Source organism: Glutamicibacter sp. 363, from assembly GCF_052379505.1.
Classification (GTDB): domain Bacteria; phylum Actinomycetota; class Actinomycetes; order Actinomycetales; family Micrococcaceae; genus Glutamicibacter.
Genome location: NZ_JBQSYR010000027.1, coordinates 17,040 through 40,716, shown reverse-complemented (window position 1 = coordinate 40,716; position 23,677 = coordinate 17,040). Strand labels below are relative to the sequence as shown.

The window sequence follows — 23,677 nt, the reverse complement described above, 5'->3', positions numbered from 1 at the left end:
TTATGCCTTTCGCCGATCAACTCATCGGTGCCGATGTCGCCGAACAGCTCGCCCATGAGATCCAGGCCATCGTCCCGGAGCAGCCCTTGCAATTCCTGCCGGCAGCCAGTGCCGCTCTGGCCGAGCTGAGCCTGCGCGAACGCGCCGATGCCCTGCGCGATGCCCTGCTGTCGGAATTCCCCGAAGACTACGCGCGGCTGGCAACGGTCATTCGAGAAGCCAGCGAGCGTTCCGCGACCTTCACCGGTTGGATGATCTGGCCGGTGACCAGCGCGGTGGCGACCCGTGCGGTACGGGAGAATACCTCCGCGGCATTCAACGACGCTATGGCCCTGCTGGCCGCGCTCACCGGGAGATTGACCGCGGAGTTCGCCATTCGGACGCTGCTCATCCATGACCTGGACAAGGCCCTGGAGATCGCCGAAGAGTGGACCCGGTCCCCTGACGAGCACGTGCGCCGGCTGGCCAGCGAGGGCACCCGCCCCTATCTGCCCTGGGCGGTTCGCGTTCCGCAGCTCACCGCGACGCCCGGCCGCACCATCCCCATCCTCGATGCGCTGTACCGCGATGAAAGCCAGTATGTGCGTCGTTCCGTGGCGAACCACCTGAACGACCTGAGCCGCGATGCTCCGCAGCTGGTCACGCAGACCGCTCGCCGCTGGCTGCAAGCTCCCGAGAAAACCACACTGCCGCTGGTGAAGCACGGACTGCGTACCTTGATCAAGCGCGGAGATCCCCAGGCCCTGGCGGTCCTCGGCTTTGCTCCGGCGACGTTGGAGATCGACGGCCCGCGGCTCGGCCAGCAACAAGTTCCATGGGGTGGAAGCGTGGAATTCACCGCGGCCATCCGCAATGCCGGCGCCGAGCCGAGCGCGCTGGCCATCGACTACCTCGTCCACCATCTCAAGGCCAACGGGTCCACCAGCGCCAAGGTCTTCAAACTTGCCACGCGCACCTTGGCACCGGGCGAAAGCCTGGACATCGGCCGTTCCCATTCATTCCGGGCGATCACCACCCGCCGGTATTATCCCGGGCTTCATGGGATCGCATTGCAGATCAATGGGGTTCCCACGCACACCGTGCACTTTGAGCTGCTCGCCGAGCCTCCGGGCTGACATAGCGCGGCGAGCGGGGCACAATGTGGAATATGGATTCCAAAGAGATGCTCATCCAGCTGGCTACGCGGCCGCTGTCGGCCGCCCGAAATCTTCCACCGCTCGGCGCCGCGCAGCTCAACGCGCATCCTGCGGGACACCCGAATTCAATTGCCTGGCTGCTGTGGCATAGCGCCCGGGAACTCGATGTGCAATTAGCCGAGCTCAACGACCGGCGCCAGGTCTGGGAAGACTTCGGCGAGCGGTTTGAGCTCGGCGAGATCGGGATGGGCTTCGGCTACGGGCACAGCCCAGAGCAGGCGAGGAGCATTGTCGTCGAGGACCAGCAGCTGCTGCTCGACTACCTCGAGGCAACGCTCGCCGCGCTGAGCGGGTACGTCCGAACCTTGGGCGAAGCGCAGCTCGATGAGATCGTCGACCGCGCGTGGGAGCCGCCGGTGACCCGCGGGGTTCGGCTGCTCTCCATGCTCGACGATGCAATCCAGCATGTCGGACAGGCCGCCTACGCGGCCGGAACCCTGGCCTGATCGCTGAAGCCACGTCTGAGGCTGGCCGCTCCCCCAGGGGATCGGTCATCCTCGATCGGGAAGTTAGCCGTCCCGATCGAGGACTGCGCTCCAGCGCAAATTACCTTTCGCGACGGGCTACTTGACCCATTTGGCCAGTTCCGCCGCGGAAAGTTCTGCCAACCATATTTGCCATAGCGGGCCGAAGGTCACGCGGCGAACTCCGAGCGAGCCGAGCTCCGCGAGGTTCCCTGCGCCGTGGGCTTTGACCGGATGAGCGGTGACGTTGACCGGGATCTGCACCGCGTCGACAAAGCGCCGGACCTGTTCGGCGGTGCTCAGCCCCACGGGGTAGACCGCACGCGCGCCGGCCTGCTCCATCAGCTTCATCCGGGCGATCGCTTCTTCGGCGGGGTCCGCGAAGACGTCGGTGCCGAATTTCAACGCGTCGGTGCGCCCATTGATAACAAAGGAAACACCCGCCTCATCGGCGCTCTGGCGCGCGGCGGCGATGTAATCGGCATGTTCCTGGCGCTCGCGCACGCGCTTTGACTCGGAGTGCACCACATCCTCGATGTTCGCTCCGGCGGCGCCAGCATCGAGAAGCCGCCCGATAAGTTCCGCTGGTTCCAGTCCGTAGCCGGATTCAACATCGACGCTGACCGGGATGCTGACCGAATCCATAATGACTTGGCTGTGGCGCAAATAATCCTTGAAGTCCATCTTTTCGCCATCTGCGCTGCCCGTGGCATCCGCTACGGGGTGGCTTCCGATGGTGAGACCTTCAAATCCCGCACTGACCGCAACATTGGCGCTCCAGGTATCCCAAACCGTGGGAAGAACCAAAGTACGGCCGGAATCGTGCAGGTCGGTGAGCTTCTGGGCGAGCTGTGTGACATCAGACATGTGGGTTCTCCTTGGAGTCGCTGAACAAGGCTCAGCGTACCAGTGACCGTATCCGCACTCTAGGGTGGCTTCCAATCAGTGTTTTAATCCCCGCGAAGCCTCCCGAGCTCTTGTAATTTTCTCCACAGTAGGCAATCGTTCAACGTAGGAGAAAAGGAGAAAACGGTGGCGATGCGCTCGGGACGTAAGCATGATTGGGCAACGATCCCCAACGCCATCACGGTGCTCCGCTTCCTGCTGGTCATACCCATCTGCGGCTACCTGATCTCCGATACGCGGCCGGTGCTCACCGCCATCTTGCTGCTGGCCTTCGGCCTGAGCGATTGGATCGACGGTTTCATCGCACGCAAGTTCGGCCAGGTTTCCCGGCTCGGCATTCTGCTCGATCCCATCGCCGACCGCCTCGGCATCGTTGCCATCGCCATCGCCTTTGTGCTGAACGGATCGGTTCCGCTGTGGATCGGGTTGGCCATCTTCATCACCGATCTGACCTTGCTGTGCACCTACTTCTTCTTGCGCCTGTCTTCCCCGCCGGAATCAACATGGCTTGGAAAGATCAGAACAGGGATCATGATGCTGGGCTTGGCCTGTGTTGCGCTGGGGCGCATCGATCAGCTTTCGGTGCTCTTCACCCCGGGTGTCTACATTCTCGCCGCTGGTGCCCTGCTGCATCTGTTCGTCGGTTTCGGCTACCTGCGGATCATGCGGAAGACCGCCAGCGAACAGCGCAAGGCACCCTAGCTCCCGCCGCATTGAGGCAGAATAGTCAGATGGGTTCCCTTAACCGACGCGCAGCAAAATCGGATCAGCAAACGTCAAAGCGCGCCAAGGGTGATTCGCCGCTGATCTGGATTCCGGTGCTCCGGACAATGTTCTACAAGGCGATCTTCGTCGCGGTCATGGGGACCATCTTGGTGTTGCTGTCCGCTACCGGGCTCCTGACCACAAACCACATCAATGAAGTCCAGCGAGATGGCGCATGGTCCGGCATCGCCGTCGCCATGTGCGCATTGCTCTTCACCTTCCTGGGCGTTGACTCCAAGCGCCCGGATTCGGGATTGCCCGCCAAAGGCCTGCCTCAACTCTTAATGCTCTCCACGCTGGCAGCAGTCCTGCTGATGCTGATCTTCATGATCAGTTGGCCCATAGCCGTCGACCAAAATATCTACGGCACAACCGTTGCCGCTTGGTACATCTCTGAGCCACTGGCATTTGGGCTGTCGGCGCTGTTTGTCATCGCCTCGTTCTTCTGGTCGTCATTGGCTCTCCTGGGGATGACGGCCAGCAAAATGCCGTGCAAGCTCCTCGGTTACGTATTCCTGTTTGCCGTCGCCGGTATCGGCATGTGGCTTGGCTCCGGGTTGTTCATGTCCCCGCCTGCCGAGGCGAATCTGGCCCTGTGGATCGTGCTCGCGGCGCTCGGCATCGCATTGCAACCGATCGTGGGCTTCTGCACCGGGCGGCGGATTCAACGGCAGCTAGCCTCGAAGTAGCGGCCGCCGTCGACCGGTTGCAGCCCCGCAGCCAGATGCGGCGGCCCGTGCCATGAGCTGCCTTGGGGCTATTCCCGTTGCGGACGAACTCCGCGCCGGCTAGGGCTCCGCCCGGCGGCGACCGCAATTGCGGCCACCAGCTGGACCCCGGCTGATAGCGAGGCACCAAGAATCCACCACGATCCGGTATCCGAGAGCACCGACCACACTACTATTGCCAGGCCGGCCAAGAACCCGCCGAGGACGAGACCGGGAACCGGCCACAGCGCTCGGGCCCGGATGAGCGGCACGAGGAAAAGGACCCAGCCGAGCAGCAGCATCGCGATACCGAGCAGATCCCACGGCGAAGGCCCATGCCCCTGGCTCAGCCGGAAAACCGCACCACCATTGTCGGGTACCGCCACGATGCCGATCCCGACCAGCGAGAAGATCAACCACAGCATCAGGCCGCGAAGCACGGCTCGCCGAATGTTCATCTTCCCAGATTAGCAATCGGGAAGCTTTTGGCTCGGTCAGTGGTCACTGCACTCATCGTTGCACGCCTCTGTCTCCCGTTCCCCGGTGAGCACGGCCAGCGGGGCGGCACAGCAGGCATCGCCCTTCCACGCTTCGACTCCTTCGCGGATGGCAAAGACGGCGATCACGAGTGCGGCGACCGAGTCGGCCCATGCCCACCCGAGCAGGCTGTTGAGCAGCAGGCCGGCGAGCAGGGCGGCGCTCAGGTAGGCGCAGATGAGGGTCTGCTTGGAATCTGCGACCGCGGAGGCGGACCCGAGCTCGCGGCCCGTGCGGCGCTCGAACCAGCTGAACAGCGGCATGACGATGAGGCTCAACCCGGCGATCGCGATACCCACCGGGGAGTGTTCCGGCTCGCGCAGCCCGGAGAGCGAAAGCACGGCATCCACCGAGACGTAGGCAGCCAAAGCGAAGAACGAGACCGCGATAACCCGCAGCGCGGTCTTCTCCCGGCGTCCGGGGTCGGGCGCGGCGAACTGCCAAGCCACCGCCGCGGCAGAGAGGACCTCGACGATCGAGTCCAGTCCGAAGCCGATCAGCGCCGCCGAGGAGGCGGCCGAACCGGCGATCAGCGCGATCACGGCCTCGATCACGTTCCAGGAGATCGTGATTGCCACGACGATCTTGATCCGCCGCCGCAGCACGTCCCTCCGTGCCAGCGTGAGCTCCGCGGCCATCACTGCACGGCACCCTTTGCGCAGCAGCCCGGGACCACACAGGCCGGATCCAGGCACGTCGCGCTTTCGTCCACGGCCAAGGTCACGTCCACGAGCGCGGTGAGCGCCGCGGCGAGGTGCGGGTCGGCGATCTCGTAGCGGGTTTGCCGGCCCTCGGGTTCGGCGACCACGATCCCGCAATCGCGCAGGCAGGCCAGGTGATTCGAGACGTTCGAGCGGGTCAATTCCAGGTCCCGCGAGAGCACCGCCGGGTAGCTCGCCCCACCGAGCAGGGTCATCAAGATGCGGGAGCGGGTCGGATCGGCCATGGCCCGGCCGAGCCGGTTCATGACATCCAGGCGAGAAGCAATAGTCAGCATACAATGACTATACAGCGCATACTGACCTATATGTCAGGGGCTCCAGATCAAGTGCCCGATCCCTTTGACATCGCCATGTGCCGCTCAACCGGCCCACTCGCTGCGCAACAAGCCATACACCCAGGAGTCGTATACCACGCCATCGACGATGCAGTCCTCGCGCAAGGTGCCTTCCAAGCGGAAGCCCAGTTTTTCGAGCACCCGAGCCGATGCGGCATTGCGGGTATCGACCTCGGATTGGATGCGATTGAGGTCGAAGGCGCCGAACGCCCAGCGCAGCAGGGCGTGCGCCGCTTCCGTCGCATAGCCGTTGCCCCAGGCGGCCTGGTTGAGGCAATATCCCAGAGAAGCGCTTCGAAATGCCGGATTCCAGCTGTTCAGCGTGCACCAGCCGATGAAAGCCTGGTCGGAGCGGCGTTCAATGGCCACGCGGGCACCGCTGCCTTCCTCCGCCATTTTCCTGCACCCCACCATGAATCGGGCGATCGACGCCCGGTCATCCCAGGGCGGCGAGTCCCAATAACGCAGCACCTGGACATCGCTTTGCAAGGCGAAAAGGTCCTCCGCGTCGGCATCCGTGAAGGGACGCAAGCGCAGGCGTTCGGTCTCCATGGTCGGGGTCGGCAGAATCATGAAATCATTCTGGCACAATCTCGAGAATCTCAACCCGGAGCCTGAGGTTGAAGTCGTGGATCGGCCCGGCTCGATTGGAATGCCTCCGCGAGGCCCGGACCGTGGGGATTCAGGCGCTTGCAGAACCATGCAGACCGTCCAGAAAAGCCTTGGCCGCCGGCGAGAGGTTGAAGCCGCTCCACGCCAGGTACTCGATGCGCGTGGGCCCGTCGCTGATCGGGATGGCGCGGAAGTCGCCGCTGTCGGGGATCACCGCCGGGGACAGGAGCGCGATGGCGAGGTTGCTGCGCACCAGGCCCAGCATGAGGTCGGTGCTCATCGCCTCGAACGCGACCTCACGACGGATCCCGGCCGCCGCGAAGGCAAGATCCGAGGGGGCTCGTCCGGTTGTGCCTACGGGGAAGTCCACAAACGTCTCCTCGGCCAGCTCCACCAGCCGCAGTTCTCCCCGGCCGGCGAGCGCATGCTGCGCGGATACGACGGCGACGAGCCGTTCACGCGCCAGCACGCTGGCGTCGACCCCGCCGTGCGGTATCGCCCCGGGGAGCCCCAGCACGGCCACATCCATGCTTCCGTCGGCGATGGCTGCGATGAATTCGTCGCTGCCTCCGCCGCGCAGCCTGATCCCCACCGCTGGATGTGCACGGTGGAAAGCTCCAAGCACCGCGGGAATGTCGAGCGCAGTCACCGTCGGAATCACCCCGATGGTCAGCGTGCCGCGGATCTCGCCGGTCGCGGCGGCGGCAGCCGAGGCCGCGCGTTCGGCCGCGTCGAGGCTCAGCCTGGCCGAGACGAGGAACGCTTCGCCGGCGGCAGTGACTTCGACGCGGCGGCTGGTGCGGGCAAATAGGCTGAGACCCAGTTCGCGTTCCAGGGCCTTGATCTGGTGGCTGAGCGCGGACTGCACCACGTGGCAGCGCGCGGCGGCGCGGGTGAAGCTGCGTTCCTCGGCGACCGCGACCGCATAGCGCATCTGCTGAAGTTCCATGCATTCATGATTGCAGTTCATCGATGGCATGACAACAATGTGTTGGACTCATGATTCGGTTCGGCAGAAGATGAATATATGAACACAACGACGATCCCGCTGCCAGTTCCCGGCACCCTGCTGACCTCGCGCATCGGCTGGACGCTGCTGACGGCGATCGCCCCGGCCGTATGGGGCACGACCTACATCGTCACGACGCACTTGCTGCCCGAGGGGCATCCCTTCTTCGCAGCGCTGATGCGCTCGCTGCCCGCCGGGTTGCTCGCCCTGCTGATCGCCCGGCGGCTGCCGCGCGGGTCCTGGTGGTGGAAGTCCCTGGTTCTCGGCACGCTGAACATGGGCGCGTTCTTTCCGCTCTTGTTCCTCGCCGCCCAGCACCTGCCCGGCGGCATCGCCGCCACCTTGGGTGCGTCGCAGCCGATCGTGGTGGCGCTGCTCGCCGGAGCAATCCTGCACGAAAAGCTCTCCGCATGGCGGGTCATCTGGGGCCTCGGCGGCATGGCCGGGGTCGGCCTCGTGGTGCTCGGTCCCGACGCGGGCCTTGATCCCCTCGGCATCCTCGCGGGCCTAGCCGGGGCCGCCTCGATGGGCACCGGCGTCGTGCTCACGAAGAAATGGGGCAGGCCCGAGGGCGTCTCGGCGATCGGACTCGCCGGCTGGCAGCTCACCGCCGCCGGACTGCTGCTGCTCATCCCGGCCATGCTCTTCGACGGAATCCCGCCGGGCATCGATGGCCCGGCGGTCGCCGGATACCTGTGGCTGAGCCTGATCGGCGCGCTGTTGACCTACGGACTATGGTTCTCCGGCATCCGCCGGCTGCCGGTGACCGCGACCGCACTGCTCGGGCTGCTTTCCCCGCTGGTAGCCGCAACCCTCGGCGCGGCCATCGCCGCCGAGGTCCTCACCCCAGGCCAACTTTTCGGCTTCGCCGTCGCGCTCATCGCCATGGTCGCCGGTCAACTGGGCCCAACGAAGAAGAAAGCACGGTTCCCCGCATGAACATTGCAGTTCTCGGCGCCACCGGCATGGCCGGCAAAGCCATCGCCGCAGAAGCCCTCGACCGCGGACACCACGTCATCGCGCTCTCCCGAGGGCACCACGCCGCACCTCGCCACGACCGGCTGAGCACACTGGCCGTTGATGCAGCCGACACCGCAGCGTTGCACCCGGTGCTCGCCAAGGCCGACGCGGCGGTGCTCGCCATCCGGCTCGGCCCGGGCGAAGAGTCCCGATTGGCGCCGCTCACCCGAGGCGTTTTGGACGCCGCCGAGCAGCACGGCACTCGGGTGCTGATCGTCGGCGGCGCGGCACCGCTGCGCTCCCCGACGGATCCCGGCCGGCTCTTGATCGAAGACCCCGACTACGTGCCCGCTGCGTGGAAGCACGTCGCGCAGGCCAGCCTCGACCAGTTCAAAACCTGCCAGCGGCACCCCTACAGCGGATGGATCTACCTGAGCCCGCCGGCGATTCTCGAACCCGGCGAGCGCACGGGCGGTTATCGGCGCGGGCGGGGCACACTGCTCACCGATGCGCACGGCATCTCGCGGATCACCGCGGCCGACCTAGCCATCTCCGTGCTCGACGAACTTGAGGGCCCTGGCGGCGGCCAGCATTTCACCGTCGCGCAAGCCGCCTCCTGCTGATCCACTCTCCCGGGCAGCCCGGCGGAAATTCCGGAATGCGGCGCATCGGCACCATGTATAGTTTCAGGCATGTCGAGTCCCGAGTCAGACAAGTCGGGGACTGCCGGTCACCCCGCCAGTCCCCTGAACCGCTAAGCACCAGCGCCGCGCCCTGCGCGCACGCGTGCCTGACTTATCCGGGCCCCTGGCCGTGGTGACAAAAAGGAACCCCCTTTTGACCTCTCACCTCGGAGTCCTCGATGCCTTTTGCTCTCTACCTGCTTGCCCTGGCCGTTTTTGTCATGGGCACCTCAGAATTCATGCTCGCGGGCCTGCTGCCCGCTATCGCCACCGAACTTGGTGTGCCCCTCGGCACTGCCGGGCTGCTGACCTCCGCCTTTGCGCTAGGCATGGTCATCGGTGCGCCGGTGATGGCCGCTTTCGCCCGGCGTTGGCCGCCGCGGCTCACGCTGCTGCTCTGCCTTCTCCTCTTTGCCGCAAGCCACGTGATCGGAGCGATAACGCCCCTGTTTTCGATTCTGCTCATCACCCGCGTGCTCGGCGCCCTCGCCAACGCCGGATTTCTCGCCGTCGCACTGAGCGCGGCCGGCACGCTCGTGCCGGAGAACCAGAAGGGGCGCGCGCTGTCGATCCTGCTCGCTGGAACCACGCTCGCAACCATCGCGGGCGTGCCCGCGGGGGCGCTGCTGGGCACGGCGATGGGCTGGCGCACCACATTCTGGGCGATCGCCGTCCTCTGCATTCCCGCAGCCATTGGCATCCTGCGCGGTCTCGGGCCAACTGCCGGGCAGCCCGCGGACGCTTCGGGCGCTCCGAGGCTGCGCGTGGAACTCGGCGAGCTAGCCACGCCGCGCCTGATTCTCGCCCTGGGACTCGGCGCCCTGGTCAACGGCGGCACCTTCGCCGCGTTCACCTTCCTGGCACCGGTAGTCACCGAACACGCGCAGCTGGCCGAAGGGTGGATACCCGTAGCCCTGGTGATCTTCGGCGGCGGGTCGTTCCTCGGCGTCACGCTCGCGGGGCGGCTCGCGGATCGGCATTCGGGGGCCGTGCTCGCCTTCGGCGGACCGCTGCTGCTTGCAGGCTGGGTTGCCTTGGCCTTGAGCGCATCCCATCCGGGCGCCCTGATAATCCTGCTGTTCGTGCAGGGAGCGCTGTCGTTCGGCGTGGGCAGCACCCTGATCACACAAGTGCTGTACGCGGCTTCGGGGGCGCCGACGATGGGTGGCTCGTACGCCACCGCGGCGCTGAACATCGGAGCCGCTGCCGGGCCCGCGCTGGGTGCATTCGGCCTGGCCACCGGGCTGGGCCTGCTCTCCCCCATCTGGGTGGCCTCCGCGCTGACGGCGATCGCGCTGCTGATCATGCCCTTGGCGGGGCGCACCCAGGCGAAGACTCCTGCGGACGCCAATTGCTGACGCTCTGCAGTTCGGTGCCTGCCGCAAATGCCCCGGGGCGCACAGCTCTGCAGCTCTTATTCAGCGGCCAATTCGAGGAGCCAGAGCAGCAATCATGCTGATGCGGTGACCGCAAGGAAATCTGCGTCGAGTCGCAAGCCTGGCCTTCCGGGGAAGGGACGAGCTGGATATTATCCAGATAAGGACTACGGATCGTGCGAATCGCGAATCCCGCTATTGTTCCGTGGCGAAAACATCGACGGTCAGCCATTCGATAACAGATGAGCATTGCACGCCAGGTCTGAAATCCATAGAATGAACATCAGTTCATTCTATGGAGGTGTTCGTGCGTGTAGCAGAACAGAATCGGGCCTTGCGCGAGACTACGCGCCAGGCGATCGAGCGCGCCGCCGTCCGCATTTTTGCACGGCATGGATTTGCTGCGTCGAGCATCCGGCACATCGCGGAAGAAGCTGGGCTCAGCATCGGATCCATCTACCGGCATTATGCGAGCAAGGAAGTCCTCTTCGACGACCTGCTCAAGCAAGCCGCGGCCGGCCTAGAAGCGGTCTCCGATACTCTTTCGGGCGACGGCGATCCGCTCGCCTTAGTGCGCGGTTTCACACATGACTTCCTCTCCGACCTTGCGGGAGATCAAGAGGCAGCCGAGTTCTATCTCGTGATCAACCAAGGATTCCTGAGCGACACCCCGGCAGGAACGGCGGCACGGCTCGCGGCCGAACAGGGCTCTCTCTGGGAAGCCTTCGCCGAGCTCATCCGTCGGGGACAAACCTCCGGACAGTTCGCAGATGGCGATCCGGAGCAACTAACCGCCTATTATTTCGCAATGCTGTCGGGTATTGCGAACATGCGCCTGGTCATCCAGGACGCGTTGACCGACTCAGGCGCAGACGTTGTGCTTCGCCTACTAACTGGCGAGGGAAACCCATGATCGAGATCAAACGTGGCGACGAGCTTGGCGAGAACTCCCGCCGGGACATCACCGCGGTGCTAATCCACGGATTTGCCGACGACTTCAAGTACTTCTCGAAAGACCCGCAGGTTCTGGCGGACGCTTTCGAACACATGATCATCCTAGAGCGCTTCTATATTGCACTGGTCGATGGAGAACCTGCGGCGGTTGCGACCCTGACGGAAGGAGATCAGGAGTGCTTCAAGCCCAGCGGACGTGAATTTCGGCGTGCGTTGGGAAACTGGCACGGAGCAATCAGCTACTTTATCGTTCGGAGCCAGTTCCTCGGGGCCTACGCGGACGCACGGCCCGCTCTGGCCGAGATCGGCTTCGTGACCACCGTGCCACAACGTCAAGGCCAGGGCGTCGCAACCGCTCTGATGAAGCATTTGCTGCGGTTGCCTTACCAGGAATTCGTGCTCCGAGACATCAAGAATACGAACACCGCCGCGTTGGCGCTATACCGCAAGCTCGGATTCCGTGAATCGCACTCGCGCCCGGTGAAGTTTGCCAAGCGTGCCGGATTCTCGAACTATCTGTCGATGAGAATCCGGAGCTCAGAATAACGAGGAGAACAATGGACTTGACGGAACCACAGCTTTGCGACTTTTCAAGGTGCTACTCCATTGCCACTGTGCTCCGTAGTAATTGAATGGCCCGTTGGATCCTGCGTTGAACCCCCTGAGCTCGTCCCGGATTGAGCGTGCTCGCGATTTTTGGGGATACCGCTATTCCCGCACCGTGTAGCTGCTTGCGAAAAGTCAGCCGATCCCAGCAGAAACATTCAATAGCCACGGGCAGGGCAACGCGCCCGAGGCTGGCGCCCGCACCGGAATCAGACGCAGCTCAATGGCTTAACTAGATTGATCAATTTCATCAAGGTGCCCGCCGGTGCTTGTTCCCTCGCTAGCCGTTGCGCTCGGCCAGGCACGTGCCGAGCCGGAGCAATTCATCGAGGGAACCGGCGTTGCGTTCCATGCTCTGCTCATCCATGACGCCCATGTCCACCTCGTAGATGCCACGGTCCTGCAGGTTCAGCAGGATCGCGGTCCCGCCGCCGTCGTCGCCGATCATGAAGTAGCCGGGCAGGTAGGCCTGCACCTCGTAGTCGACGTTGCGTTGCACTACGCCCTCGGCCCCGAGGATGCTCAGGTTCCCTTCGGTGTACAGACCGTTGGAGATCCGAAGCAAATCCACATATTCCTCGGGCAGCGGACCGCCATACTCGCCCCGCTCGGTTTCCAGAACAGCGGGCGAGGCGGGCGGATGCAGGGTGAACTTCTCGCTCAGTGCCTCTCTTGAGAGCATGGTTCACCCTTCCCACACGATGAAAGCGTCGCGGTCTAGATAGTGCTGGAACGCGAGGAGCAGCTCCGCGGTTGTCGCGCCAGGTCGCTGCGCTAGGGCATTGGCGACGATGCTTTGCACGTCATCGATCGCGAGGACATACTCGTAGTCGAGCGCGATCGCTTCGGCCGGCAGATCCGTGGCGGCATCGGAGACGTCATCCACATCCCAGACCAGCACCGGCGCGGACTCCTCGAAGAGCCGCCGGCCTGCGGAAGCATACAGCGCGTGCGTCCACGGCAGATCGCCCGCGGTCCGCAACACATCCCCCAGCAGCATTCTCATGGTTCTCAGCTTCCCTCGTTCAGACAGGCCAGCGGCGTGCGGCAGGATGCATTTACAGCTCCCAGGCAGGCATTGGACGCAGAAAGGCAGAATTCCAGTTCATGGTTTCCACTTGGTGGCCACATGAGAACTTCACTCGCGGCTCGTCCTGTTCCACAACTGATGGGTCAGTCCGCTGGAGGTGCCAATGGATTCGACGCTGAAGCGGTCTTCCAAGCCGGCCAGGTGATCCCAGATCCGGACTCCGGAACCGAGCACGATCGGAACGATCACCACATGCAGGAAGTCGATGAGATCAGCCTGCAAGAACTGGCTCACGGTCGATGGTCCACCGCCAATCCGGACATCCAACCCGCCGGCCGCTTCCTGCGCCAGGCCAAGCGCTTGCTCCGGCGACGCATCGACGAAGTGGAAGCTGGTGCCGTTGGCGAATTCGAGTTTCTGGCGCGGATAGTGGGTCAGGATGTACACCGGGGTGAGGAAGGGCGGTTCGTCTCCCCACCACCCTTCCCAGCCGTCATCGGGCCATTCGCCCATCTGCGGACCGAATTTACGGCGGCCCATGATCTCCGCCCCGATCCCCTGGCCCCACATGCTGAACATGGCCCGATCCACGGTCACCGGGTCATCGATGCCATGGATGCCGTGGATGACGCGTCCGTCGAATTTGCCGAAAAGCGCGCGGGCGTCACCGATCGGCTTCTCGAGCGTCACGTACTCACCTGCGGCATAGCCATCCGAGGAAACTAGCAAGTTATGTACCCGCGTCCGGACCATGGCAACTCCCTAAGCTCTTGAGAGCTGGAATCACTTGAACCCTAGCGCAGAGCATTTTCGATCCGCAATCGGTTTGGCGGCCGAATATCTGGAGAGCGAGCTCCTTGACGGGCATGATGTTCTCAGCTCCACTGCTGCGATCCGGGAAAACGCCTCTCAGAATGCGGGTTTCTTGGCATTATTAGATCTTGATGCGGGCTCCTATCTCGTCGCCACACCTAACAATCACCGGTAAGTCCAACCAATCCCCCGCCACAGACACCCGGCTAGCAACCTTTGTTGACAGGCGATTGCTTGGCAACGTAGGTTGACAGCATGGAGTCAACACAGATCACCACGGTCGCGGCAGACACCAGCGACCCACGCTCCGGGCTTCGCGCTATCGCTTCCCTGCGTGCACTCACCGAGCGGCTCGAACTCGCGCAAGTTGAGGCGGCCCTGCGCTTGGGCATGAGCTGGCAGAACATTGCCGACGCACTCGGGGTCTCCCGCCAGGCAGCGCACAAGAAGTACGCGAAGAAGGTCGATCAGACTATCCCCGTAGCAAGGAGGGCCCATTGAGCAAGTTCAGCGACGCGGCAACTACATCGCACACGCTCTCGCTCGCCGCCATGGAGGAAGCCTCCCGCATCGGACAGCGCACCGCCGACATCGAGCATCTGCTTCTTGCACTCGTCCTCAGCGAGCAGAGCGCCGGACAGGTCCTGCGAAGCATGGGGATCACTCTTGAATCGGCAAGAGCTGCCGTCAACGAGCAGCATTCGGCACAACTCGCCTCGCTCGGCGTCAACAGCGGACTCCCGCCACAAGGGCGGATCGTCTTCCATGAAACCGGTGGCTACGAATGGAGCGACCGCGCGTTAGCCGTGATCAAACGCGCGAGCGGCGGCGGGCGTCGGGGAACTGCCGCTGACGTACTGGGTGAACTCATGACGGAGCCGAGCGGCATGATCGACCAAATACTACGGCGGCTAAATACGGCACCCGATCAGGTGATCGCGCTAATCGATGAAGCCCAGCACTTCACTGCCTTCAAGCCACGACACAGCATTCGGCCGGACCAACGTTCGGGAAGCATCGAGGCATTTATTCCCGCTGCCGTTGAACAGGTCTGGGTTTTGCTCTACAGCCCGTCGCGGATACCTCAGTGGGAACCGACTATCAATGAAATCGCCGGCAACGATCCACTGGGACGCATCCATATTGGCGAACGCTGGAGCGCACGCACTCGCACGCAGCGGCCCGATGGCAAGCAGCTTCGAATTAAGCCTGAATTCCAGACCCAGGATGTCGAGCTTGTCGCATGCAGAGACGCAACATTGATCGAGTGGCAGTTCACCTTTCCAGAATCGGCGCGGGCCAACATCAAGCGAATACGTATTGAGTTGGAGCCTGCAGCTGGCGGCACCCAGCTTCATATCCACCTGCGCTGGGAACGCAATGCCAACCGCGTCGTTCACCCATGGATCGAACTGCTCCTTCGCCCGCTCGTTCGTTTCGGGATCTGGATGCAGCTGTCGCAACTGAGCGGTGGCATCGGCCGAGTTTTCCGCTAAGCGCTCCACTGCTCACAGCTCTGTGGTGCCTCTTCGCTGCCAGTCCAAGCGACAAACCAACTATCGGGCCCGTCCAGATTCCAGAGGCGAGGGAGACTAAATTCAAACGGGCCAGCGCCATGCCTGGATCGAATCGCCACCCCAGTCCCTCGACGAAAGGTTGGGCTTCGCGGCCTTGACGGGGCCCTCGTGCTCAGCGGCTCGGTGATGTTCAGCCGGCCAGGTGCCAGCACCGCTATGTACTTTTCCCGCTCAACCAGCAAGGCTGGGATCATGGAAAACTCTGCGATTCGAGAAATTTGTGCGCTGGCCGAGATCCACGGATTGACGCTGGATCCTTCGAGTATCACCATCAACGAACTAGGCTTGGATTTCCAGGTCGCCATCGGCACCACAAATTCCGGCGATTCCTGGGTACTGCGGATTCCACGTCGCCCCGATGTCACCGAACGCGCGGCGGTAGAAGGCCGGCTGCTCCACTGCCTAGCGCCGCACCTGGACGTAGCGATTCCCGATTGGAAAATCCATAGCGAGCAGTTGATCGCCTATCCGCTATTGCCCGGCGAACCGGGGCTCACCCTCGACGAGGCAGGGCAGCCACACTGGCATTTCGACCTGGAATCCCGGCACTACGCGCACTCCTTGGCGGATGTGATTGCGCAATTGCATGCGGTGGATCCACGGGTAGTTGCCGACAGCGGGATCGAGGTGTTCACTCCCGACTCCGTGCGCCAACGCAAGCGAGAGGACATCGCCACAGTCGTGAACGAATTTGAGGTAGCCCCAGATTTGCAGGACCGCTGGAACGCCTGGTTGGCCGATGACCGGTACTGGCCGCAGCACACCACCGTGACGCACGGAGAAATTTATCCCGCGCACCAACTGATGACCGGCGAGCGCATCGACAGCATACTGGACTGGACCACCGCGGCCATCGGCGACCCGGCCCGGGATTTCGTCTTCCACCAGGCAAGCGTTTCTCCGCAGGCGTTCGATGCCACCGTGGCCCGGTACGTAGCTCAAGGCGGGGTGGTTTCTCCGCTTTTGGCGGAGCACTGCGCCGAACTTTTCAGTACCGCCGCCGTTGATTACGGCCTCTTCGCGCTGCAGACCGGGGCCGACGAACATCTCAAGGCCGCAGCGGCCCAGCTCAATTCCTAGGCCGACTGCCCAGAGACTTTGCCGCCGCGCTGAGTACCGGACTTCGTCCATGGCTGTCCGGCCGACAAGTGCAATCTAGTCCGCTCGGATTCTTGTCTCGTGAGCGTTGCTCGCCTCGGCAAGTACGGTGAGCTCACCGCTGATTGGTTTCCACAGTGCCGCCCGGATAGCGGTGAGCTGCTCCAAATTCCGTGGAGTCAGCTCATCCAATGCACGAATGTAGTCCGGGACGATTTCTCGTGGCAACCGCAGGCCCATCGTCAGATGCGGAGTCCATCTCGACCCTCGACCATCCGGGTTCAGCGCGCTAATCTCGCGTGCAGCAGATTCCAGTTCTTCGGAGGTTTCAAGCAACCAGGCGACGGTTTGCTTTCGCTTCGTTCCGAAAACAACGGTGCCCACACGCTCCAGCCGTGCCGGGATCAGCGCAGGAAGCAACCGCGCAGAACATTGCGCAACCTCATCGGCCATTGCAGGTGAAAAGGTGATGGTGATATGCGGCGTCTGCTGTTGCACCGGAAACCCACACTCGGAAAGACGCGCGAACACCTCGCGGATCTGTTGCTCCTCGGCATCCGCCAATCGCAACAAGATGTTTTCTGGCGAGCTTCTCATCAGCGCTTCCTTATCCTGCACCTTATCCCTTGACGGCGACAGTTTACCGGTTGGGCTTCCCCACCATATCGCTCATGGAGCGGGTCGATGAAAAGGCAGAGGTATTCCCAATAACTCTCGTTGGCCGGGGTAAACAACAGAGTGCTTACTCCCTTGGCTTTGCCACAGCTTAGAGGCCTAGTGCTTGAGGCAGTTCAAGGGCTTCCCGGCGGTCCATATAATTGCGCGAATCCCGGATTGCAGTGCGGTACAGATCAGACCCAAGAATAGTCGGTTCAGCTTCGACGCCTGATTGTTGCCTTCGGGAATAGCGGCTTCACCATAATCAGACAAGGGGTATCTTCGCCCCACAGGTTGGTCTCCTCCAGAGCAAGAAAACCGCACTTTTCATAAAAGTGGCGCGTGCGTCGATATCCTTCATCCGGATGCGATGCTCCGAGCGTCTTCACTTCCAGCAGCTTGACCCCGTTGCCGAGCGCCTCGGCTTCGAGCGCCTCAACCATCGCACTGCCCACGCCGGATCCATGGAATTCACGATCAACAACTGTCAGATGGATTTCCGCGACGTGCGGAAAATGCCGGTCGACCAGCGTGAGTCCGATGACTTTCCCTGCGTTGTCCCGAACCGTCCAGGTTTCTTTGGTGCGCGCGGCGTCGATGTACTCCGCATTGGATTCAGGCTGCCCAAACCATTCGGGAACGGTTGACAACAATCGTGCGGTGTCTTCCGGGAGCTGGGCATCACGTCCCGCCGTCCAAGGTGCACTATTCATCTTCACAACCGCATCGACCTCTCGCAAAGCGCGCTAACCGTCCTATCCGAGCGTAGCCCAGCACGTCGATTGGCAGAGCAACAGCCGCCGCAAACTTCGTGGTTCAAATATCTAGATACACGTTATACTTAGATACATGAACGACGATGAGGTGAAACCGGAATGGCCGTCAACGTGGACCCGCGCCGCACTGGGAACGGCTGTTCTCGCCAGTCTTGAGAATGGGCCGCTGCACGGGTACGGAATCGCGCAGGCAGTTAACGAACTTGGCTTCGGGCGCCCAAAAGGCGGATCCCTCTACCCGCTGCTCACCGGCCTGGAAAACGATGGCGCCGTGATCGCGCAATGGGAACAAGGGCAGAACGGCCCCGGAAAACGCAACTATGCACTGACTCCGCCCGGGTATACAAGGCTCCAAGAGGAACGCCGGGCCTGGCATGCTCTAGCCGAATCGCTAGGCGCGCCAAAACCAGCTACTGATTACGACTCGGACCTCCAAGGAAGGAAGCCATGACTCAGCATTCCCCACAACCACTCATCGAGCTTGATCTCACCGGGCTCATCGAAGAATTTCGTGCGGCCCGGGGAGCGGAAAGCGACGTTGAGTGGCTTCGAACCGTTGCAGGGCGCCTCATGCTCGACGACGTCAAGCTTTCTACCGCCAAAGAGGCACTCATCAAGCTTTTGCCGGTACTCAGAGATGCGCAGGAACCGGCGGAAGACCTGTTTGGGGATCCAAAGGTCTGGGCCAAGGATCAGCAGGAGCGCTGGCAGCAGTCCGGAACCCCTGCCTACGACCGGCACGAACTGCTCTCCACGGGGCAGTTCACGCAAGCCGTCTGCTTCAGCGCGACATTGATTGCGGTAGCAGTAACCATTGTTGCGCTGATCGACGATGGGTGGACAGCACCCTTGAGCTGGATGATGTTCGCCCTTCCCTTCTTTTTGGCAGCAGCAACCATAGGCCTAGTGCAGGTTTGGAATCTGGCGGTGCGCAAATTTACGCGCCTGATGGCGATGGTCTGGACCGCCGTGACTTTAATCGTTGGCACTCTCGCCCTCAGCGGTCTCACCGTACTTATGCAAGGTTCGGCTGGGACAGGAAGCGTTTTTTGGTATCTGGCACCGGCACCGCTGTACGTGCTCTTTCACTACGCAATCGGCGTCGTCCTGAAACGCAAGCCAAAGACCGTTATGCACCTCGCACCAGTAGCAGCAACAACTCAAGACGAATGGGTGGGTGAGCTTCAGGGGAACCTCCGGCTTCGTGGTGATCTCAGTGACCGGCGGATTCGCGTGATCGTGAACGAAACCCGCGCCTACGCTGCCGAGGCCGAGGCCTCTCTGCACGAGGAATTCGGTACTCCTGCCAGTTACGCGGCCAGCTTCACACCGAATGCGTCCTATCGCGCACGCCGTGCGGCGTGGGCTTGGACAGCCGGCAGCACGCTCATCGCGGCACTCATCCTAGTTTCGATCCTCAACGCGCAATCATTCTTGACCTGGCAGACAGCGATTTTCGCAGCATTGCTGATCGGCACTGCCTGCTATGCAGTTCAGAGCTGGCGGGCATCTTTCAAGAATCAGTAGCCTCGTGCTATAAAGCGGAGTTCGCATTCGACATCGAAGCTCAGCTTTCGCCAATCCTTGCAGTTACATGATTCCGCCCCGGGCAACAACGGAACGGTCGCTGTGTTTGCCGTCGGCAAATGGATAGGCTGGGTGGATGGCAACAGTTCTTCTCGTGCGGCACGGCCGCACCACCGCCAACGCCACGGGCCTGTTGGCCGGCCGGGCGTCCGGCGTCAATCTGGATCAGACCGGGATGGATCAGGCGGCACTGGCCGGGGAGCGGCTCGCGCCCGTGCCCCTAGCCGGGGTGGTGTCAAGCCCTCTTGAGCGTTGCCAGCAGACCGCACGGTACATTCTGGACCGCCAGGCTGGCGCTCCCTACGCACCCACCGATCTTGATCTCATCGAATGCGATTACGGCCAGTGGCAAGGCCGCACGCTCAGCGAGCTGGCAACCGAAGAGCTCTGGCCCGTGGTGCAGTCGCAACCCTCAGCAGTCACCTTTCCCGGCGGTGAATCCATGGCACAGATGCAGGCGCGATCAGTCGCGGCGATTCGACGCCACGATGCGGCTTTTGAAGCCGAGCACGGGCCTGAGGCCGTCTGGGCGGCGGTAAGCCACGGGGATATCATCAAGTCAGTTCTCGCCGACGCGCTCGGCATGCACCTTGACCTGTTCCAGCGCATCAACGTGGGCCCCGCCTCCATATCGATCGTGCGCTACGGCGCTGGTCGGCCAAGCGTCTACGCGATGAATACCGATGCGGGTGATCTCTCGTGGCTGGCCAAAGGTCTCCACTCGGCAGATGCCCCGGTGGGCGGCGGCGCAGGGCAACAGACACCACGGACTTCAGGAGCCTAGAATATTTATATGCCTACACGTATTCACGAATTTTCCTGGCCCGATCGGGTCGTCGTTGGCGTCACCGGCCTTCCAGGGTCGCGTACGTTCTACCTGCAGGTGCGCGCGGGCAAGCAGCTGGTGAGCATCGTGCTGGAAAAGCAGCAGTCGGCTCAGCTCGCGGAGAATATCGATGACATTCTCGACCAGCTCCTCACCGTCGACGGCAACCCGTTCAGCATTCCCACCGGGACTCCCCCTGAACTTGTCGACAATGACCCGATTGAAGAGGACCAGGAGCAGTTCCGCGCTGGCGCAATGAGCCTGGGCTGGGACCCAACCACGTCCCAGATCGTGATCGAGGCCCATCCCCTCGTCGAGGAAGATCCCGATGCGCAGCTCGGTGAGGAGTCGCTTCACCCCGACGAAGCCGAGGAGACCGAAATGCTGCGCGTCCGGATGCCGGTGGGCACCGCCCGCGCATTCGCCAAGCGCACCCGCGAGATCGTAGATGCCGGGCGTCCGATGTGCCTGCTGTGCGGGTATCCCGTGGACGCCGACGGACACACCTGCACCCTTCCCGAGGCCTAATGCAATCTCCTGAACTCATGGCCGCCGAGTTGACGCTCACCGGCCGCATCACCACCGCGTCAAACGCCACCTTTCTAGGCAGCATCGGCGAGACGGTGGTCGTCTACAAGCCGATCGCCGGCGAAAGCCCGCTGTGGGATTTCCCCCAGGGAACGCTGGCCCACCGGGAGGTGGCCGCCTACCAGGTCTCGCAGGCCCTCGGCTGGGACGTGGTGCCCCGCACCTGGCTGCGCGATGGTCCGCTCGGCGTTGGCATGGTGCAGCTTTGGCAGGAGCCGGATCCCGCCCAAGACGCCGTGAACCTGATCGCGGCGGACCAGGTGCCGTCAACTGGTTGGAAACAGGTTCTCCAGGGACAAGATGAGCAAGGTCGAGCGGTCTCCCTCGTTCACGAAGACTCGCCTGCTCTGCGACGCATGGCGGTGTTCGACGTCATCGTCAACAACGCCGACCGCAAAGGCGACCACATCCTCGCCCTGGCCGGCGGTCACCGGCACGGCGTGGACCACGGGCTCACCTTTCACCGGGAGCACAAGCTGCGCACGGTGCTGTGGGGATGGCGCGGAGATAAGCTAACGGCCGAGGAAGAAGCGGGCATAAACCGTGTCAGCGAAGGGCTGCACGGTGAACTGGGCCAAAGCCTGGCGGAGTTGCTCAGCGGCGAAGAACTCGCATCTCTCGCCGCGCGCTGCGCCAAGTTGAGCTCGGCAGGGCAGTTTCCGGCACCGAGCGGTGAGATGCCAGCGGTTCCCTGGCCGCTGTTCTAAGGAAATTACGGACACAATTTTCGCCGCTGGTTGGTTGTGCAAAAAATCTGATGGCTGCACCAAGGTGGCAACCGCTCGGAAATGCGCATGACCGCCACGAACATTTGTTCATGGCGGCCATCGCAAAGGTTTAGCGTAGCTCAGCGACCACGGCATTGAACCTGAATTCACCACGTCGCCACACGAAACCACCGCCAGGCGTGCTCTGCCGGAAACCTGGCAGCTTCTCGAACGGGAAGACTACGGCAGGCCAATAGCCCCCGATTTTGCCGGCTGCCTCTGGGCGGTGACCCGATTGGCCGCTGACATAACAGCCGACATGCTTGCCGCCAGCACCGAACGCCCACGTCCAGCGGTCCAGAAAATGCCGTCATCGGTTCGGCATTCAAGCAGAGTTAATGCCTCGCTGTCGTTGCCTGCACCCACGCTGGTCTGGTGCAAGCTGAGGACGTCAACTGCGATGCCGTGAATCTCCAGTGCGGAAGTCAAAGCCTCAACCGGCCCAACACCATCATGCGTGCTGCTGTGTTGCTGCCCGGAATCGTCGAGAACAACCTCTATACGAGCGGCTCCCTCCATATCTACAACCTGATAGCTGTGCAACGCGAGGCGCTCGGCCGATGTGCCCTGATGCAGATAGACCTGCTGAAAGACACTCCACAGTCCGGCTGCACTGGCTTCGCTGCCGGTGGAGTCCGTATGCCGCTGCACGTGGCGGGCGAAGTCAATCTGCAGGCGCCGTGGCAGCTCAATCCCGTACTCAGCTTCGAGCAGATATGCGATTCCGCCCTTGCCCGATTGGGAGTTCACGCGTATCACGGCAGCATAATTGCGCCCTAAATCGGCCGGGTCGATCGGCAGGTAGGGGACGTTCCAGGGAATATCGTGTTCCAGACGCTGTTCGGCGCTTGCCTGAACGCGATGAGCGATAAACCCCTTTTTAATCGCATCCTGGTGGGTGCCGCTGAAGGCGGTGTGCACGAGGTCCCCGACGTAGGGGTGGCGCGGGTGCACCTCCAGACGATTGCAATACTCCACCGTTCGACGGATCTCATCGATGTCGGAAAAATCGATCATCGGGTCGATGCCTTGGGCATGGAGATTCAGCGCCAGTGTCGCGATGTCAACGTTTCCGGTGCGTTCGCCGTTTCCAAAGATGCACCCCTCGACGCGTTGAGCTCCGGCGAGGACCGCAAGCTCGGCGCAGGCGATCCCGGTACCGCGGTCATTATGCGGATGCACCGACAGGATGACGGAATCGCGGCGTGCAAGATTTTTGTGCATGTATTCGATCTGGTCGGCATACACATTTGGAGTTGCGATTTCGACGGTGGCCGGAAGATTGAGAATCACCGGACGCTCAGGCCTCGCATCCCACAGCTCTGTCATGCTGTTGCAGATGTCGAGTACATAGTCCGGTTCGGTCAGATTAAAAACCTCTGGCGAAAATTCGAAGCGTACGTTCGGCATGTCCCCGGCAAATTCGAGCACATCACGTCCGCCGGCCAAAATCATTTCTTTGAGCGCTTCCCGCTCGTATCCGAGCACCAGGTTGCGCCACGTTGGGGCGGTCGCCGTATACATGTGGATCACGACCGGGTTGGAAATCCCCTTGATCGAGGCAACCGTCCGCTCGATGAGCTCTCGACGAGCTGGGGTGAATACGACGATCGTCACGTCATTCGGGGCGATGCCAGTTTCCGCGATCAGCCGCACGAAGTCGTAGTCGGTCTGTGATGCCGAAGGGTATCCGACCTCGATCTCTTTGTAGCCCATGGCGACCATGAGCTCGAAGAAGCGGCGCTTGCGTGCCGGGTCCATCGGCTCAGCGAGCGCTTGGTTGCCATCGCGCAAGTCGACCGGAACCCACTGCGGAGCCTCGGTGAGCTGCTTCGACGGCCAGTCGCGTGCGTCAAGTGGCACGTCGACTCGAGAGTAGGCATTGGTGTAGCGGTGCGAGGGCATCTGTGAATATCGCTGCTGGTTCCAGCTCGGTGCATTATCCGGCACGGCGCCTGCCGGAGTCGAGATATGGGGAAAAGAGGTCTTTGTCATTTTTGATTCCTTCAGTCCAAGAATTGCGACCGGCACAGCATTCGACTCCACGACGGGGAGCCGGTCCGGCTACGCCCCGCCGTGGCGGCGAAGTAGAAGGAAATTATCGAAGAACATGGATAGACTGTAGC

The 23,677-nt window shown here is 62.5% G+C and carries 29 protein-coding genes; 17 read left to right on the top strand and 12 right to left on the bottom strand.

The features are described from left to right. The first annotated feature begins 2 nt into the window (after nucleotides 1–2). Complete coding sequence (locus tag ACT3UA_RS15380) at nucleotides 3–1,115, top strand: DNA alkylation repair protein (protein ID WP_096288941.1); 1,113 nt, start codon at nucleotides 3–5, stop codon at nucleotides 1,113–1,115. A 32-nt stretch (nucleotides 1,116–1,147) separates the two neighbouring features. After that, nucleotides 1,148–1,642: a DinB family protein gene (locus tag ACT3UA_RS15375; protein ID WP_096288851.1), complete on the top strand. Its 495-nt coding sequence runs from the start codon at nucleotides 1,148–1,150 to the stop codon at nucleotides 1,640–1,642. 117 nt (nucleotides 1,643–1,759) lie between these two features. On the opposite strand, the gene ACT3UA_RS15370 is transcribed toward ACT3UA_RS15375, so the two are convergent. Further along, the gene (locus ACT3UA_RS15370) at nucleotides 1,760–2,527 is read right to left on the bottom strand and encodes an isocitrate lyase/PEP mutase family protein (RefSeq protein ID WP_096288853.1); all 768 of its coding nucleotides are present in this window, start codon (nucleotides 2,525–2,527) and stop codon (nucleotides 1,760–1,762) included. A gap of 171 nt (nucleotides 2,528–2,698) precedes the next feature. Here ACT3UA_RS15370 and ACT3UA_RS15365 point away from each other — a divergent pair, with 171 nt between their 5' ends. Together ACT3UA_RS15365 and ACT3UA_RS15360 are read left to right on the top strand one after the other, a co-directional pair. Beyond that, on the top strand, nucleotides 2,699–3,268 hold the full coding sequence (locus ACT3UA_RS15365; protein ID WP_096288856.1) for a CDP-alcohol phosphatidyltransferase family protein: 570 nt from the start codon (nucleotides 2,699–2,701) through the stop codon (nucleotides 3,266–3,268). A gap of 29 nt (nucleotides 3,269–3,297) precedes the next feature. After that, complete coding sequence (locus ACT3UA_RS15360; protein ID WP_096288858.1) at nucleotides 3,298–4,020, top strand: hypothetical protein; 723 nt, start codon at nucleotides 3,298–3,300, stop codon at nucleotides 4,018–4,020. A gap of 68 nt (nucleotides 4,021–4,088) precedes the next feature. Here the strand turns inward: ACT3UA_RS15360 and ACT3UA_RS15355 are convergent, their stop codons facing one another. The 5 genes from ACT3UA_RS15355 to ACT3UA_RS15335 all read right to left on the bottom strand — a co-directional run bounded on the left by ACT3UA_RS15355 (nucleotide 4,089) and on the right by ACT3UA_RS15335 (nucleotide 7,214). Beyond that, nucleotides 4,089–4,496, bottom strand: coding sequence for a hypothetical protein (locus ACT3UA_RS15355; RefSeq protein ID WP_096288860.1), 408 nt, complete (start codon nucleotides 4,494–4,496; stop codon nucleotides 4,089–4,091). 36 nt (nucleotides 4,497–4,532) lie between these two features. Next, the gene (locus ACT3UA_RS15350; protein WP_096288862.1) at nucleotides 4,533–5,213 is read right to left on the bottom strand and encodes a cation transporter; all 681 of its coding nucleotides are present in this window, start codon (nucleotides 5,211–5,213) and stop codon (nucleotides 4,533–4,535) included. Next, the gene (cmtR, locus tag ACT3UA_RS15345; RefSeq protein ID WP_096288864.1) at nucleotides 5,213–5,572 is read right to left on the bottom strand and encodes a Cd(II)/Pb(II)-sensing metalloregulatory transcriptional regulator CmtR; all 360 of its coding nucleotides are present in this window, start codon (nucleotides 5,570–5,572) and stop codon (nucleotides 5,213–5,215) included. Before cmtR ends, ACT3UA_RS15350 begins: the two co-directional genes overlap by 1 nt. An 84-nt stretch (nucleotides 5,573–5,656) precedes the next feature. After that, entirely contained in the window at nucleotides 5,657–6,205 is a 549-nt protein-coding gene (locus tag ACT3UA_RS15340; protein WP_096288866.1) for a GNAT family N-acetyltransferase, read from the bottom strand. Nucleotides 6,206–6,314: 109 nt separating this feature from the next. Then, nucleotides 6,315–7,214, bottom strand: a complete 900-nt coding sequence (locus ACT3UA_RS15335; RefSeq protein ID WP_255248533.1) for a LysR family transcriptional regulator — start codon at nucleotides 7,212–7,214, stop codon at nucleotides 6,315–6,317. 57 nt (nucleotides 7,215–7,271) lie between these two features. Here ACT3UA_RS15335 and ACT3UA_RS15330 point away from each other — a divergent pair, with 57 nt between their 5' ends. The 5 genes from ACT3UA_RS15330 to ACT3UA_RS15310 all read left to right on the top strand — a co-directional run bounded on the left by ACT3UA_RS15330 (nucleotide 7,272) and on the right by ACT3UA_RS15310 (nucleotide 11,772). Continuing rightward, the gene (locus ACT3UA_RS15330) at nucleotides 7,272–8,192 is read left to right on the top strand and encodes an EamA family transporter (protein ID WP_096288870.1); all 921 of its coding nucleotides are present in this window, start codon (nucleotides 7,272–7,274) and stop codon (nucleotides 8,190–8,192) included. Beyond that, nucleotides 8,189–8,836 (top strand): NAD(P)-dependent oxidoreductase, encoded by a 648-nt coding sequence (locus ACT3UA_RS15325; RefSeq protein WP_096288872.1) that lies wholly within the window; start codon nucleotides 8,189–8,191, stop codon nucleotides 8,834–8,836. Before ACT3UA_RS15330 ends, ACT3UA_RS15325 begins: the two co-directional genes overlap by 4 nt. 239 nt (nucleotides 8,837–9,075) lie before the next feature. Next, entirely contained in the window at nucleotides 9,076–10,254 is a 1,179-nt protein-coding gene (locus ACT3UA_RS15320; protein WP_096288874.1) for a Cmx/CmrA family chloramphenicol efflux MFS transporter, read from the top strand. A gap of 325 nt (nucleotides 10,255–10,579) precedes the next feature. Then, a complete protein-coding gene (locus ACT3UA_RS15315) occupies nucleotides 10,580–11,185 on the top strand; it encodes a TetR/AcrR family transcriptional regulator (protein WP_255248534.1) in 606 nt (201 codons plus the stop codon). Continuing rightward, nucleotides 11,182–11,772: a GNAT family N-acetyltransferase gene (locus tag ACT3UA_RS15310; RefSeq protein ID WP_096288878.1), complete on the top strand. Its 591-nt coding sequence runs from the start codon at nucleotides 11,182–11,184 to the stop codon at nucleotides 11,770–11,772. Before ACT3UA_RS15315 ends, ACT3UA_RS15310 begins: the two co-directional genes overlap by 4 nt. A gap of 340 nt (nucleotides 11,773–12,112) precedes the next feature. Here ACT3UA_RS15310 and ACT3UA_RS15305 read toward each other — a convergent pair whose 3' ends face one another. The 3 genes from ACT3UA_RS15305 to ACT3UA_RS15295 form a co-directional block, all read right to left on the bottom strand. Next, nucleotides 12,113–12,514, bottom strand: coding sequence for an SMI1/KNR4 family protein (locus tag ACT3UA_RS15305; protein ID WP_096288880.1), 402 nt, complete (start codon nucleotides 12,512–12,514; stop codon nucleotides 12,113–12,115). A 3-nt stretch (nucleotides 12,515–12,517) separates the two neighbouring features. Continuing rightward, complete coding sequence (locus ACT3UA_RS15300; RefSeq protein WP_141393612.1) at nucleotides 12,518–12,817, bottom strand: DUF7716 domain-containing protein; 300 nt, start codon at nucleotides 12,815–12,817, stop codon at nucleotides 12,518–12,520. A gap of 153 nt (nucleotides 12,818–12,970) precedes the next feature. After that, nucleotides 12,971–13,615, bottom strand: coding sequence for a dihydrofolate reductase family protein (locus ACT3UA_RS15295; protein ID WP_096288884.1), 645 nt, complete (start codon nucleotides 13,613–13,615; stop codon nucleotides 12,971–12,973). Between the two features lie 315 nt (nucleotides 13,616–13,930). Between ACT3UA_RS15295 and ACT3UA_RS15290 the strand changes: the two genes are divergently transcribed. From ACT3UA_RS15290 to ACT3UA_RS15280, 3 genes are all read left to right on the top strand, one after another. Next, entirely contained in the window at nucleotides 13,931–14,176 is a 246-nt protein-coding gene (locus ACT3UA_RS15290) for a hypothetical protein (RefSeq protein WP_096288886.1), read from the top strand. Further along, nucleotides 14,173–15,171 (top strand): SRPBCC family protein, encoded by a 999-nt coding sequence (locus ACT3UA_RS15285; RefSeq protein ID WP_096288888.1) that lies wholly within the window; start codon nucleotides 14,173–14,175, stop codon nucleotides 15,169–15,171. The genes ACT3UA_RS15290 and ACT3UA_RS15285 overlap by 4 nt, the downstream gene beginning before the upstream one ends. Nucleotides 15,172–15,444: 273 nt before the next feature. Next, nucleotides 15,445–16,332 carry a macrolide 2'-phosphotransferase gene (locus tag ACT3UA_RS15280; protein ID WP_096288943.1) on the top strand — a complete coding sequence of 296 codons (888 nt, stop codon included), beginning with the start codon at nucleotides 15,445–15,447 and terminating at the stop codon, nucleotides 16,330–16,332. A gap of 75 nt (nucleotides 16,333–16,407) precedes the next feature. On the opposite strand, the gene ACT3UA_RS15275 is transcribed toward ACT3UA_RS15280, so the two are convergent. Beyond that, entirely contained in the window at nucleotides 16,408–16,947 is a 540-nt protein-coding gene (locus ACT3UA_RS15275) for a 2'-5' RNA ligase family protein (RefSeq protein WP_096288890.1), read from the bottom strand. A 275-nt stretch (nucleotides 16,948–17,222) separates the two neighbouring features. Beyond that, on the bottom strand, nucleotides 17,223–17,720 hold the full coding sequence (locus tag ACT3UA_RS15270) for a GNAT family N-acetyltransferase (RefSeq protein ID WP_096288945.1): 498 nt from the start codon (nucleotides 17,718–17,720) through the stop codon (nucleotides 17,223–17,225). A gap of 136 nt (nucleotides 17,721–17,856) precedes the next feature. Here ACT3UA_RS15270 and ACT3UA_RS15265 point away from each other — a divergent pair, with 136 nt between their 5' ends. The 5 genes from ACT3UA_RS15265 to ACT3UA_RS15245 all read left to right on the top strand — a co-directional run bounded on the left by ACT3UA_RS15265 (nucleotide 17,857) and on the right by ACT3UA_RS15245 (nucleotide 21,491). Continuing rightward, nucleotides 17,857–18,234, top strand: coding sequence for a PadR family transcriptional regulator (locus ACT3UA_RS15265; RefSeq protein WP_096288893.1), 378 nt, complete (start codon nucleotides 17,857–17,859; stop codon nucleotides 18,232–18,234). Next, the gene (locus ACT3UA_RS15260) at nucleotides 18,231–19,310 is read left to right on the top strand and encodes a hypothetical protein (protein WP_444617179.1); all 1,080 of its coding nucleotides are present in this window, start codon (nucleotides 18,231–18,233) and stop codon (nucleotides 19,308–19,310) included. Before ACT3UA_RS15265 ends, ACT3UA_RS15260 begins: the two co-directional genes overlap by 4 nt. 136 nt (nucleotides 19,311–19,446) lie before the next feature. After that, nucleotides 19,447–20,154: a histidine phosphatase family protein gene (locus ACT3UA_RS15255; RefSeq protein WP_096288897.1), complete on the top strand. Its 708-nt coding sequence runs from the start codon at nucleotides 19,447–19,449 to the stop codon at nucleotides 20,152–20,154. 9 nt (nucleotides 20,155–20,163) lie between these two features. Then, complete coding sequence (locus ACT3UA_RS15250) at nucleotides 20,164–20,724, top strand: DUF3090 domain-containing protein (protein ID WP_096288899.1); 561 nt, start codon at nucleotides 20,164–20,166, stop codon at nucleotides 20,722–20,724. Further along, complete coding sequence (locus tag ACT3UA_RS15245; RefSeq protein WP_096288901.1) at nucleotides 20,724–21,491, top strand: SCO1664 family protein; 768 nt, start codon at nucleotides 20,724–20,726, stop codon at nucleotides 21,489–21,491. The genes ACT3UA_RS15250 and ACT3UA_RS15245 overlap by 1 nt, the downstream gene beginning before the upstream one ends. 240 nt (nucleotides 21,492–21,731) lie before the next feature. Here the strand turns inward: ACT3UA_RS15245 and ACT3UA_RS15240 are convergent, their stop codons facing one another. Continuing rightward, nucleotides 21,732–23,546: a 2-isopropylmalate synthase gene (locus ACT3UA_RS15240; RefSeq protein WP_096288903.1), complete on the bottom strand. Its 1,815-nt coding sequence runs from the start codon at nucleotides 23,544–23,546 to the stop codon at nucleotides 21,732–21,734. Nucleotides 23,547–23,677 lie beyond the last annotated feature (131 nt).